This window comes from Streptomyces sp. NPDC042201, from assembly GCF_055582185.1.
Genome location: NZ_JBVJDS010000001.1, coordinates 359,771 through 371,662 on the forward strand (window position 1 = coordinate 359,771; position 11,892 = coordinate 371,662).

The following is an 11,892-nucleotide window of genomic DNA, read 5'->3' on the forward strand; positions in this document are numbered from 1 at the left end:
TGCATAACTCACCCGTGCACGCTCACCTGTGGACAACTCATACGGGAGAATTGCGTCCATGACAGCAATCGAGCCGGACCGCGTCGTCGCGGTCGTCGGCACCGGCACGATGGGCCAGGGCATAGCCCAGGTGGCGCTGGTCGCCGGCCATCCCGTACGGCTCTACGACGCGGCGCCCGGCCGCGTGGAGCAGGCCGCCGCGTCCATCGGGGGGCGCCTCGACCGGCTGGTCGAGAAGGGCCGGCTCGACCCGGCGGAGCGCGACGCCGCGCTGGCCCGGCTGCACCCGGCGGCGGAACTCGCCGAGCTGGCCGACGCGGCGCTCGTGGTCGAAGCCGTTCTGGAGCGGCTCTCCGTCAAACAGGAACTGTTCGCGGCGCTGGAGGACATCGTCGCCGACGACTGTCTGCTGGCCACCAACACCTCCTCCCTGTCCGTCACCGCCGTCGCGGGCGCGCTGCGCCGCCCCGGCCGCTTCGTGGGACTGCACTTCTTCAATCCGGCGCCCCTCCTGCCGCTCGTCGAGGTCGTCAGCGGCTTCGCGACGGACGAGGCGGCCGCGGAGCGCGCGTACGGGACGGCGCGATCCTGGGGCAAGACACCGGTGCGCTGCGCCGACACCCCCGGCTTCGTCGTCAACCGCGTCGCGCGCCCCTTCTACGCCGAGGCGCTGCGGGTGTACGAGGAGCGGGCCGCCGACCCCGCCACCATCGACGCGGTCCTGCGTGAGTGCGGCGGCTTCCGGATGGGCCCCTTCGAGCTGACCGATCTGATCGGACAGGACGTCAACGAGGCCGTCACCCGGTCCGTCTGGGAGTCCTTCTTCCAGGATCCGAAGTTCACGCCGTCGCTCGCACAGCGCAGGCTGGTGGAGTCGGGGCGCCTGGGCCGCAAGTCGGGCCAGGGGTGGTTCCCGTACGGCGAGGGGCTCGAGGCGCCCTCGGCGCAGACCGCGGAGCCCTGCGAGGCACCCGACGCAGTCGGGCTGCACGCGGACCTCGGGGCCGGCCGCCGTGTTGCGCGAGATGATCGAGGAAGCGGGGATCAAGGTCACCCGCGACCGAACGCCGTACGTCTCCGGAGGCTTCATCGGGCTGCCGGCCGGCACGCGGCTGAGCCTGACCGACGGGATGACCGCCACGGGAGACTTCTCCGGGGCGTACATCCACTTCGATCTCGCCCTGGACTACCGCTCCTGCACCCGCATCGCGCTCGCGCCCGGAGCCGACGCGGACCCGGACGATGTGCGAGCGGCCATCGGCCTCTTCCAAAGGCTCGGCAAGCAGGTCAGCGTCATCGGCGAGACGCCCGGCATGATCGTCGGGCGTACGGTCGCCATGCTGATCGACTTCGCCGCCGACGCCGCCGGTCGCGGGGTGGCGAGCGCCGAGGACATCGACACCGCCATGAAGCTCGGCGTGAACTACCCCGGCGGCCCCGGCGAGTGGTGCGGCCGGCTCGGCGCCCTGTGGGCGTACCACTTCCTGTCCACCCTGGACGGTGCGTATCCGGGTGGCCGCTACGCCTCGTCCCCGGCGCTGCGACACCGTGCCGACCTCGAAGCCAAGGAGGTGCGTTCATGACGACCGCCAAGCGCGACACATACACGCCCGAGACCCTGCTGACCGTCGCGGTCCGCGTCTTCAACGAACGCGGCTACGACGGCACGTCCATGGAGCATCTCTCCAAGGCCGCCGGGATCTCCAAGTCCTCGATATACCACCATGTCGTCGGTAAGGAGGAGCTGCTGCGCCGGGCGGTCAGCCGCGCCCTGGACGGCCTGTTCGGGATCCTCGAAGAGGAGGGCGCGACGCGCGGACGGGCTGTCGAGCGGGTCGAGTATGTGACCCGCCGTACGGTCGAGGTGCTGATGGCCGAGCTGCCGTACGTGACGCTGCTGCTGCGGGTCAGGGGCAATACGCAGACCGAGCGCTGGGCGATGGAACGGCGCCGGGAGTTCGACCAGCGGGTCGCCGATCTGCTCAAGGCGGCCGCGGCGGACGGGGATCTGCGGGCCGACATGGACATCAGGCTGGCGACCCGGCTGCTCTTCGGCATGGTCAACTCCCTGGTGGAGTGGTACCGGCCGCTGGCGCCCGGCGGCTATGACCACGACCAGGTGGCGGAGGCGGTCGTACGGCTGGCCTTCGACGGCCTGCGTACGGACCCCCGGCACGCCGGGCAGGACGTTGAGCCGGAGGCGTTCTAGGTCCGCACACCCCCTAGACCGTCGGACCCACCGTCGGTCCCGCGGCCGGCCCCGGGGCGAGGTCCGTCTCCTCGAACACCAGCAGCGTGCGGGTCGAGAGCACCTCGGGAATGGCCTGAAGTCTGGTCAGGACCAGTTCGCGCAGGGAGCGGTTGTCCGGGGCGTGCACCAGCAGCAGGACATCGAAGTCGCCGCTGACGAGCGCGATATGGGTGGCCCCCGGCAGCTCCTGGAGCTGTTCGCGCACGGTGCGCCAGGAGTTCTGCACGATCTTCAGGGTGATATAGGCGGATGCGCCCTGACCTGCGCGTTCATGGTCGATCCTGGCGCTGAAACCGCGGATCACCCCGTCGTCGATCAGCCGGTTGATCCGGGCGTACGCGTTGGCGCGCGAGACATGGACCCGGTCGGCCACGGACCGTACCGAGGCGCGGCCGTCCGTCTGCAGGATGCGGAGGATGTCCCGGTCGATGGCGTCCAGAGGACGCGGCGGAGGAACCCGCTCCGCACCCTCGCCGCCGAAGCCGCCGGCCCAGCCGCTCTCCTCGGGCCCCCGGTCCGTTCCATCGGCCATTTGTTCAGCTCTCATGTCTCCCCGCCTCTCCGCCATGGACGACCTGCGTCCATCCCAGGCTGTGGAGAACCGTTTGTCCACAGGCTGGAGGCGCATGTAGCCAAAATGCCGCCGCGACCGAACAATCGGTAGGTGAGGCGTGCCACATCCGGGCACCCCGTTGCCCGCTCCCACGAGGAGGTGCACGCGTGAAGAAGAGCAGTACATCGGTCCAGGAGCTGCCTGGTGGCGCCTACCGGCCCACCCAGCCCCCGGCGTGGCAGCCGCGTACCGACCCCGCACCGCTGCTCCCCGACCCCGAGCCGTACCGCGTGCTGGGTACGGACGCCGCGGCGGGGGCCGATCCCGCGCTGATGCTGCGTTTGTACGCCGAGCTGGTCCGCGGCCGCAGGTACAACGCGCAGGCCACGGCCCTCACCAAGCAGGGCCGGCTCGCCGTCTACCCGTCGAGCACCGGTCAGGAGGCCTGCGAGGTCGCCGCCGCGCTCGTCCTGCGGGAGCAGGACTGGCTCTTCCCCAGCTATCGCGACACCCTCGCGGCCGTGGTGCGCGGGCTCGATCCCGTCCAGGCGCTCACGCTGCTGCGCGGCGACTGGCACACCGGCTACGACCCGCACGAGCACCGCATCGCGCCGCTGTCCACGCCGCTCGCCACCCAGCTGCCGCACGCCGTCGGCCTGGCGCACGCCGCCCGGCTCAAGGGCGACGACGTGGTCGCGCTCGCCCTGGTGGGCGACGGCGGCACCAGCGAGGGTGACTTCCACGAGGCGTTGAACTTCGCCGCCGTATGGCGGGCCCCGGTCGTCTTCCTGGTGCAGAACAACGGCTTCGCGATCTCCGTGCCGCTCGCCAAGCAGAGCGCGGCGCCCTCCCTCGCCCACAAGGCCGTCGGATACGGCATGCCGGGCCGGCTGGTCGACGGGAACGACGCGGTGGCCGTGCACTCGGTGCTCGGCGAGGCCATGGCACGGGCCAGGCGCGGCGAGGGGCCGACGCTGGTCGAGGCCGTCACGTACCGCATCGACGCCCACACGAACGCCGATGACGCGACGCGCTACCGCGTCGCGGACGAGGTCGAGGCATGGCGTGCGCACGACCCGGTCAAGCTGCTGGAGCGCGAGCTGACGGAGCGCGGGGTGCTGGACGAGGACGGCATCAGGAACGCCGCCGAGGCCGCCGAGACGATGGCCGCGCGACTGCGCGAACGGATGAACGCCGAGGCGGTGCTCGAACCCATGGATCTCTTCGCGCATGTCTATGCCGAGCAGACCCCCCAGCTGCGTGAGCAGGCGGCCCAGCTCCGTGCCGAGCTGGAGGCGTCGGCCGAGGAAGGACCGGGTGAGTCGCGATGACCACGGTCGCGGTGAAACCCGCCACCATGGCGCAGGCCCTCCAGCGTGCCCTGCGCGACGCGATGGCCGAGGATCCGACCGTCCATGTCCTCGGTGAGGACGTGGGCACGCTCGGCGGGGTCTTCCGGATCACCGACGGGCTCGCCGCGGAGTTCGGGGACGACCGCTGTACGGACACCCCGCTCGCCGAGGCGGGCATCCTGGGGGCGGCCGTCGGGATGGCGATGTACGGGCTGCGGCCCGTCGTGGAGATGCAGTTCGACGCCTTCGCCTACCCGTCGTTCGAGCAGCTGATCAGCCATGTGGCGAAGATGCGGAACCGCACGCGCGGTGCGATGCCGCTGCCGATCACCGTGCGGGTGCCGTACGGCGGCGGAATCGGCGGGGTCGAGCATCACAGTGACTCCTCCGAGGCCTACTACATGGCGACTCCCGGCCTTCATGTCGTCACGCCCGCGACCGTCGACGACGCGTACGGGCTGCTGCGGGCCGCCATCGCCTCCGACGACCCGGTGATCTTCCTGGAGCCGAAGCGGCTCTACTGGTCGAAGGCTCAGTGGTCGCCCGACGCGCCGGCCTCCGTGGAGCCGATCGGGCGGGCCGTCGTGCGGCGCCGGGGCAGCAGTGCCACCCTCATCACCTACGGTCCTTCCGTGCCGGTCTGTATGGAGGCGGCGGAGGCGGCCCGTGCCGAGGGCTGGGACCTGGAGGTCGTCGACCTGCGCTCGCTGGTGCCGTTCGACGACGAGACGGTCGCGGCATCCGTGCGGCGTACCGGCCGGGCGGTCGTCGTCCATGAGTCCACCGGCTTCGGCGGGCCCGGCGGGGAGATCGCCGCCCGGGTCACCGAGCGCTGCTTCCACCACCTGGAGGCACCGGTGCTGCGGGTAGCGGGATTTGATATTCCGTATCCACCGCCGATGCTGGAGAGGCACCATCTTCCAGGAGTGGACCGGGTGCTGGACGCGGTCGCGCGGCTCCAGTGGGAGACGGAGAGCTGATGGCCCAGGTGCTCGAATTCAAACTGCCCGACCTCGGTGAAGGGCTGACCGAGGCGGAGATCGTCCGCTGGCTGGTGTCGGTGGGGGATGTCGTCGCCATCGACCAGCCGGTGGTCGAGGTCGAGACGGCCAAGGCGTTGGTCGAAGTCCCCTGCCCCTACGGGGGTGTGGTGACGGCGCGCTATGGCGAGGAGGGCACTGAGCTGCCGGTCGGGGCGCCGCTGCTGACTGTGGCGGTGGGGGCGTCCGAGCCGGCCGACCTGCCGGCTTCGGGCACGTCGCCCGGCCTGTCCTCCCCGGCCGGGCCGGATGCGGCCCCGGGTCCGTCGGCGAGTTCGGCCTCGGACGAGGCGTCGGGCAATGTGCTGGTCGGGTACGGCACGGGTGCGCCGGCGGCGCGCAGGCGCCGGGTCCGCCGGGCGTCGGTGGCCGATCCCGTGGCGGTCGGCGCGGTCTCCGTGCCCGCTCCCGTCGTTCAGCCGGTGAACGGCACGCTCGGGCCGGTCCCGGTCGTCTCGCCACTGGTCCGCAGGCTGGCCCGGGAGAACGGTCTTGATCTGCGGGAGCTGACCGGCTCGGGACGGGACGGCCTGATCCTGCGGTCCGATGTCGAGCAGGCAATCCGGCAAGGGGTCACGCAGACGCAGCCCGCGACCCCCGCTCCCGCGGCCGCTCCGGTGGGCCTGTCCGCCTCTTCGACAGCGTCTTCGACCGCCTCTTCGTCCGCTTCTCCCTCCGCGTCCTCCCGGATCGGCGCCGAGCGGGTGCCGCTGCGGGGTGTACGGGGCGCGGTCGCGGACAAGCTCGCCCGCAGCCGGCACGAAATCCCGGACGCGACCTGCTGGGTCGACGCGGACGCGACGGAACTCATGGTCGCGCGGGCCGCGATGAACGCGGCAGGCGGCCCGAAGATCTCGCTTCTCGCCGTGCTCGCCCGGATCTGCACAGCGGCTCTCGCCCGCCATCCGGAGCTGAACTCCACGGTGGACATGGCCGCCAGGGAGATCGTGCGGCTGCCCGAGGTCCATCTGGGATTCGCCGCGCAGACCGACCGCGGTCTTGTCGTCCCGGTCGTCCGGGACGCGCACACCCGCTCCGCGGAGTCGCTGAGCGCCGAGCTCGCGCGTCTGACGGAGGCGGGCAGGTCCGGGAGGCTGACGCCGGGCGATCTGACCGGCGGGACGTTCACGCTCAACAACTACGGGGTGTTCGGCGTCGACGGTTCCACGCCGATCATCAACCACCCCGAGGCGGCGATGCTCGGCGTCGGCCGGATCATTCCCAAGCCATGGGTCCACCAGGGGGAGCTGGCCGTCCGGCAGGTCGTCCAGCTGTCGCTGACCTTCGATCACCGTGTCTGTGACGGCGGTACGGCGGGCGGCTTCCTGAGATTTGTGGCGGACTGCGTCGAACAGCCGGCGGTGCTGCTGCGCACGTTGTAGCGGGCGTTCCTCGCGCCGGGGAGCCGGGAGACAGCCGAGGAGTTCGAAGTGCGCGGGCACCCGGCGTGCTTCGAACGGCCGATCGCGGACCATACTTCAGCCATGACCGCGTATGACGCCATCGTGCTCGCCGGAGGAGCCGCCAAGCGGCTCGGTGGGGCCGACAAGCCAGGGGTGCGTGTCGGGGGCCGGGCGCTGATCGACCGGGTGCTGACGGCCTGCGAAGGGGCCGCCCGCACCGTTGTCGTGGGCGGCCGAAGGCCCACGGTGCGGCCGGTGCACTGGGCGCGCGAGGAGCCGCCGGGCGGCGGACCGCTCGCCGCGCTCGGCGCGGGTATGCGGTGCGTCGAAGCCGGCACCGTGCTCGTGCTCTCGGCGGATCTGCCGTTCCTGGGGGAGCCGACGGTGCGCAGACTGGTCGACGCGCTGGCCGACACCGGTCGGGAGGCGGCTCTGCTCATCGACGCGGACGGCCGTGACCAACCGCTGGTCGCCGCCTATCGCGCCGAGCCGCTGCGCCGTGAACTCGCCCTTCTCGCCACCGAGTACGGCAGTCTCGCCGGTCTGCCGCTGCGTCTGCTGTCACATGAACTCGACCTCGCCCGGGTCGATGCCGATCCCCTCGCCTCCTTCGACTGCGACACCTGGGAAGACATCTCCACAGCCCGGGCCCGTATCAGAGAGCATGGCACCGTGCTGGACGAATGGATCACCGCAGTCAAGGACGAACTCGGCATCGAGCTGGATGTCGACATCCATACCCTCCTCGATCTCGCTCGCGACGCCGCGCACGGCGTCGCCAGGCCCGCCGCACCGCTGACGACCTTCCTGGTCGGTTACGCGGCGGCCAAGGCCGGTGGCGACGGCCCCGAAGCCGTCGCCGAAGCGGCCCGCAAGGCCGCGGCGCTCGCCGTGCGCTGGGCGGAGGAGGCGGAGGGCACCGACGGAGCCGGGGCCAAGGGGGCCGACGCCGGATGACGGCCCAGGACCGCGAGGTCGACGGAGTCGAGGACGCACTGGCCCTGGTCGCCAGAGCGCCGGCCGCGACGCACGACCCGGGCGGGGAGCGCGGCGCCGGCCGGGGCCACGACGCGGGCGAGGGGCACGGAGCCGCCGCCGAGGAGGACCGGCACCGGGCCGAGCCATGGGCAGCGGCCCGGGCCCTCGCGGCACGTTCAGCGGCTTCCGCACGGTCGGCGGCTTCCGCACGTTCAGCGGGTTCCGCGCGCTCGACGGCTTCCGCACCGTCGGCGGCGGTTGCCCGGACTCACCGCGTGCCCCTCGGCAAGGCCTTGGGGCAGGCGCTCGCCGAGCCGCTGGCCGCACTCACCGATCTGCCGTCCTTCGACACCTCCGCCATGGACGGCTGGGCGGTCTCAGGACCGGGCCCCTGGTCCGTCCGGCACCCGCAGGGCGCCAGCGGCATCCTCGCCGGATACGGGGCGGCCGACCCGCTCCCCGACGGTGTGGCTGTCCGGATCGCGACCGGCGCGCGTGTCCCGCCCGACACGACCGCGGTGATCCGCAGCGAGCACGCCCGCACGGACGGCGTCGGCCACCTTCACGCCGAGCGCGAGGTCATCCCCGGACAGGACATCAGGCCGCGCGGCCAGGAATGCCGCGCCGGCGACCGGCTCCTGCCTGCCGGTTCGCTCGTGACCCCCGCCGTACTGGGCCTCGCGGCGGCGGCCGGGTACGACGAGCTGCCCACCGTCCCGCGCCCGCGCGTCGAGGTGCTTGTCCTCGGCGACGAACTGCTGGTCGAGGGAGTTCCCCACGACGGGCTGATCCGCGACGCGCTCGGGCCGATGCTCGCGCCCTGGCTGCGCACCCTCGGCGCCGAGGTGATCGCCACCCGCCGGATCGGCGACGACGCCGACGCTCTGTGCCGTGCCATCACCAAGTCGCGGGCGGATCTCGTCATCACCACGGGCGGTACGGCCGCCGGACCGGTCGACCATGTCCATCCGGTGCTCCGGAAGGTGGGCGCCGAGCTGCTGGTGGACGGTGTCGCCGTACGCCCCGGACATCCCATGCTGCTGGCCCGGCTGGCGTCAGGACGTCATCTGGTGGGGCTGCCCGGCAATCCGCTCGCGGCGGTCTCCGGGCTGCTGACGCTGGCCGAGCCGCTGCTGCGTACGCTGGCGGGGCGGGCGCCTCAGATCCCGTATCACGCGCCCCTGCGCGACGCCGTGCACGGCCATCCGCACGACACGCGTCTGGTGCCCGTCGTCCACCGCGACGAGGGGCTCGTACCACTGCACTTCAACGGCCCGGCCATGCTGCGCGGTATCGCCACCGCGGACGGGCTCGCCGTCGTGCCGCCGGGCGGCGCACGCTCCGGTGAAGAGCTGGAAGTTCTCGACCTGCCGTGGACGGCCTCGGACGAAGGAGGGTGTTTCACGTGAAACTTCCCGGTAGTGATGCGATGGCGAGACATGCCGACGAATATCTGGTCACCGCTCGGGTGAAGCTTCCGCGCCGCCAGGTCCAACGGCCACTGCGCCAGGTCAGCAGGCGGCTGTTGATGGCCCTGTTCGTCCTGGCCCTCACGGTGTTCATCGTCTATATCGACAGAGAGGGCTATCACGACAACGCGGATAATTCGGTCGATCTCCTCGACGCCGTCTACTACGCGACCGTCACGCTCTCCACGACGGGCTACGGCGACATCGTCCCGTACAGCGACAGCGCACGGCTCGTCAATGTGCTGCTGGTGACCCCGCTGCGGGTGCTCTTCCTCATCATCCTGGTCGGTACCACTCTCGAGGTGCTCACGGAGCGCACCCGGGAGGAGTGGCGGCTGAACCGCTGGAGGTCCAACTTGCGCGACCACACCGTCATCGTCGGCTACGGCACCAAGGGGCGATCGGCGATGCAGACCCTCTGCGCCACGGGCCTCGGGAAAGACCAGATCGTCATTGTCGACCCGTCCAGCAAGGTGATCGAAGCGGCCAACGCGGAAGGCTTCGTAGGGGTGGTCGGCGATGCGACCCGCAGTGATGTGCTGCTGCGAGCCGAGCTCCAGCGGGCACGCCAGATAGTTATCGCCACCCAGCGCGACGACACGGCGGTGCTGGTAGCGCTGACCGCGCGTCAGCTCAACCGCAAGGCGAAGATCGTCGCCGCGGTGCGTGAGGAGGAGAACGCGCCGCTGCTGCGCCAGTCCGGAGCCGACGCGGTCATCACCAGCGCCAGCGCGGCCGGCCGGCTGCTCGGACTCTCCGTACTCAGCCCGAGTGCCGGCACGGTGATGGAGGACCTGATCCAGCAGGGCAGCGGCCTCGACCTCATCGAGCGGCCGGTCATAAAGGCCGAGGTCGGCCGGAATGTGCGGGAGACGGACGATCTGGTGGTGAGCGTGCTGCGCGGGCACCGGCTGCTCGGTTACGACGATCCTGCCGCGAGCCCGCTCCAGCTGACCGACCGTCTGATCACCATCATCCGGGCCCAGAGCCCTTCGGACGCGGCCAACTCAAGCTGACGCGGGGATTGTTGGCATCAGGTTTGCGGACATCTCACCGAAGCCGCAGCGGACCCCCGCTGAAGGCGCCCCGGACGGCCGTCGCGGAGTAGCCTCGCGGCCATGCATGCGATCACGATTCCGGAACCCGGTGGCCCCGAGGCGCTTGTATGGGCCGAGGTGCCCGATCCCGTACCCGGCGAGGGGGAGGTGCTCGTCGAGGTCGTGGCGAGCGCCGTCAACCGCGCCGATCTGTTGCAGCGGCAGGGCTTCTACGATCCGCCGCCCGGCGCCTCCGTGTACCCCGGCCTGGAGTGCGCGGGCAGGATCACCGAGCTGGGCCCGGGGGTCTCGGGCTGGGCCGTCGGTGACGAGGTATGTGCGCTGCTGAGCGGCGGGGGGTACGCCGAGAAGGTCGCCGTACCGGCGGGGCAGCTGCTGCCCGTGCCGGAGGGGCTCGACCTGGCCGCGGCCGCGGCGCTCCCCGAGGTGGCCTGCACGGTCTGGTCGAACGTTTTCATGATCTCCCACCTGCGACCGGGCGAGACGCTGCTGGTGCACGGAGGGGCGAGCGGTATCGGCACGATGGCGATCCAGCTCGCCAAGGCGGTCGGCGCGCGGGTCGCGGTCACGGCGGGCGGTCCGGACAAGCTGGCGCGCTGCGCCGAGCTGGGCGCGGACATCCTGATCGACTACCGCGAGCAGGACTTCGTCGAGGAGATCCGTAAGGCCACCGACGGCGCCGGTGCGGACGTCATCCTCGACATCGTCGGCGCGAAGTATCTGGAACGGAATGTGAAGGCCCTGGCCGTGAACGGCCGGCTCGCGGTGATCGGTCTCCAGGGCGGGGTGAAGGCCGAGCTCAATCTGAACGCCCTGCTGCACAAGCGCGGCGCCATCACGGCGACCTCGCTGCGAGCCCGCCCGCTGAGTGAGAAGGCGTCGATCGTCGCGGCCGTACGGGAGCATGTCTGGCCGCTGGTCGCCAACGGCCAGGTCCGGCCGATCGTGGACCAGACGCTGCCGCTGCCGGAGGCGGCCGAGGCGCACCGCGCCCTGGAAGCGGGCGCTCATGTCGGCAAGCTGCTGCTGCTCGCGCCCGCGGCCGGCTGACCAGGACCGGATCAAGAGCCGGCTGACCAGGACCGGGCCAGGCCCGGACCACGACCGGACCAGGACCGGACGGTTCAAGGCCCGCGGCTCGGTACACCCCACGGTGTGCCGGGCCGCAGAGGGCGTCTACGGGGACCTACAGGTACGGGCCGGAGCGGATCGCGCCGTGCCCCTGGTCGCCCTCGTCATCCTGGACCGAGCCCGGCGGGAGCGCGCGGCGCATCTGTTCCAGCTGGGCCCTGGCCGCCATCTGCTGCGCGAACAGCGCCGTCTGGATCCCGTGGAAGAGGCCCTCCAGCCAGCCCACCAACTGGGCCTGCGCGATGCGCAGTTCCGCCTCGGAGGGGATCGTCTCGTCGGTGAAGGGGAGCGAGAGCCGCTCCAGTTCCTCGACCAGCTCGGGAGCGAGGCCGTCCTCCAGCTCCTTCACCGAGCTGGCGTGGATCTCCTTGAGCCGTACCCGGCTCGCCTCGTCCAGAGGGGCTGCCCGCACCTCCTCCAGAAGTTGCTTGATCATGCTGCCGATGCGCATGACTTTCGCGGGCTGTTCGACCATTTCCGTCACCGGGATCTCCCGCGCCTCGTCGTCGGCTGCACCGCCGCCGAGCGCCATCCCGTCCTGCCCCACCACCAGGACATGGGGGCTCTCCTGCGACCGTTCGTTCCTCGGCATCTCCATGCGGCCATTGTCTCGCACATGTACGTCACCACGTGGTGTGCCCCCGTATGAAGGTGATC

The 11,892-nt window shown here is 71.4% G+C and carries 10 protein-coding genes and 1 pseudogene; 9 read left to right on the forward strand and 2 right to left on the reverse strand.

The features are described from left to right. Positions 1-58 precede the first annotated feature (58 nt). Positions 59-1,583 (forward strand): annotated as a pseudogene (locus tag ACZ6MZ_RS01580) (3-hydroxyacyl-CoA dehydrogenase). After that, complete coding sequence (locus ACZ6MZ_RS01585; protein ID WP_469349122.1) at positions 1,580-2,209, forward strand: TetR/AcrR family transcriptional regulator; 630 nt, start codon at positions 1,580-1,582, stop codon at positions 2,207-2,209. Before ACZ6MZ_RS01580 ends, ACZ6MZ_RS01585 begins: the two are co-directional and overlap by 4 nt. A gap of 13 nt (positions 2,210-2,222) precedes the next feature. Here the strand turns inward: ACZ6MZ_RS01585 and ACZ6MZ_RS01590 are convergent, their stop codons facing one another. Next, entirely contained in the window at positions 2,223-2,783 is a 561-nt protein-coding gene (locus tag ACZ6MZ_RS01590) for an Lrp/AsnC family transcriptional regulator (protein ID WP_469349623.1), read from the reverse strand. 188 nt (positions 2,784-2,971) lie between these two features. On the opposite strand from ACZ6MZ_RS01590, the gene pdhA reads away from it, so the two are divergent. From pdhA to ACZ6MZ_RS01625, 7 genes are all read left to right on the forward strand, one after another. Then, the gene (gene pdhA / locus ACZ6MZ_RS01595; RefSeq protein WP_469349123.1) at positions 2,972-4,135 is read left to right on the forward strand and encodes a pyruvate dehydrogenase (acetyl-transferring) E1 component subunit alpha; all 1,164 of its coding nucleotides are present in this window, start codon (positions 2,972-2,974) and stop codon (positions 4,133-4,135) included. Then, positions 4,132-5,136: an alpha-ketoacid dehydrogenase subunit beta gene (locus ACZ6MZ_RS01600; protein WP_384178468.1), complete on the forward strand. Its 1,005-nt coding sequence runs from the start codon at positions 4,132-4,134 to the stop codon at positions 5,134-5,136. Before pdhA ends, ACZ6MZ_RS01600 begins: the two co-directional genes overlap by 4 nt. Next, positions 5,136-6,578, forward strand: a complete 1,443-nt coding sequence (locus ACZ6MZ_RS01605; protein ID WP_469349125.1) for a dihydrolipoamide acetyltransferase family protein — start codon at positions 5,136-5,138, stop codon at positions 6,576-6,578. Before ACZ6MZ_RS01600 ends, ACZ6MZ_RS01605 begins: the two co-directional genes overlap by 1 nt. A 102-nt stretch (positions 6,579-6,680) precedes the next feature. Further along, entirely contained in the window at positions 6,681-7,556 is an 876-nt protein-coding gene (locus tag ACZ6MZ_RS01610) for an NTP transferase domain-containing protein (protein WP_384178474.1), read from the forward strand. Further along, positions 7,553-8,986: a molybdopterin molybdotransferase MoeA gene (locus ACZ6MZ_RS01615; protein WP_469349128.1), complete on the forward strand. Its 1,434-nt coding sequence runs from the start codon at positions 7,553-7,555 to the stop codon at positions 8,984-8,986. The genes ACZ6MZ_RS01610 and ACZ6MZ_RS01615 overlap by 4 nt, the downstream gene beginning before the upstream one ends. Positions 8,987-9,006: 20 nt before the next feature. Then, positions 9,007-10,062 (forward strand): potassium channel family protein, encoded by a 1,056-nt coding sequence (locus tag ACZ6MZ_RS01620; RefSeq protein ID WP_384178614.1) that lies wholly within the window; start codon positions 9,007-9,009, stop codon positions 10,060-10,062. 102 nt (positions 10,063-10,164) lie between these two features. Further along, on the forward strand, positions 10,165-11,154 hold the full coding sequence (locus ACZ6MZ_RS01625; RefSeq protein ID WP_384328784.1) for an NAD(P)H-quinone oxidoreductase: 990 nt from the start codon (positions 10,165-10,167) through the stop codon (positions 11,152-11,154). A 136-nt stretch (positions 11,155-11,290) separates the two neighbouring features. Here ACZ6MZ_RS01625 and ACZ6MZ_RS01630 read toward each other — a convergent pair whose 3' ends face one another. After that, positions 11,291-11,833, reverse strand: coding sequence for a bacterial proteasome activator family protein (locus tag ACZ6MZ_RS01630; RefSeq protein ID WP_469349129.1), 543 nt, complete (start codon positions 11,831-11,833; stop codon positions 11,291-11,293). Between the last annotated feature and the right edge of the window lie 59 nt (positions 11,834-11,892).

What these genes read in the sequence shown, in the direction of transcription:
- ACZ6MZ_RS01610 (WP_384178474.1), top strand. Translation starts at nt 6,681, where the DNA reads ATGACCGCGTATGACGCCATCGTGCTCGCCGGAGGAGCCGCCAAGCGG.
- ACZ6MZ_RS01620 (WP_384178614.1), top strand. Translation starts at nt 9,007, where the DNA reads ATGGCGAGACATGCCGACGAATATCTGGTCACCGCTCGGGTGAAGCTT.
- ACZ6MZ_RS01605 (WP_469349125.1), top strand. Translation starts at nt 5,136, where the DNA reads ATGGCCCAGGTGCTCGAATTCAAACTGCCCGACCTCGGTGAAGGGCTG.
- ACZ6MZ_RS01625 (WP_384328784.1), top strand. Translation starts at nt 10,165, where the DNA reads ATGCATGCGATCACGATTCCGGAACCCGGTGGCCCCGAGGCGCTTGTA.
- ACZ6MZ_RS01615 (WP_469349128.1), top strand. Translation starts at nt 7,553, where the DNA reads ATGACGGCCCAGGACCGCGAGGTCGACGGAGTCGAGGACGCACTGGCC.
- ACZ6MZ_RS01585 (WP_469349122.1), top strand. Translation starts at nt 1,580, where the DNA reads ATGACGACCGCCAAGCGCGACACATACACGCCCGAGACCCTGCTGACC.
- ACZ6MZ_RS01590 (WP_469349623.1), bottom strand. Translation starts at nt 2,783, where the DNA reads ATGGCCGATGGAACGGACCGGGGGCCCGAGGAGAGCGGCTGGGCCGGC.
- ACZ6MZ_RS01630 (WP_469349129.1), bottom strand. Translation starts at nt 11,833, where the DNA reads ATGGAGATGCCGAGGAACGAACGGTCGCAGGAGAGCCCCCATGTCCTG.
- ACZ6MZ_RS01600 (WP_384178468.1), top strand. Translation starts at nt 4,132, where the DNA reads ATGACCACGGTCGCGGTGAAACCCGCCACCATGGCGCAGGCCCTCCAG.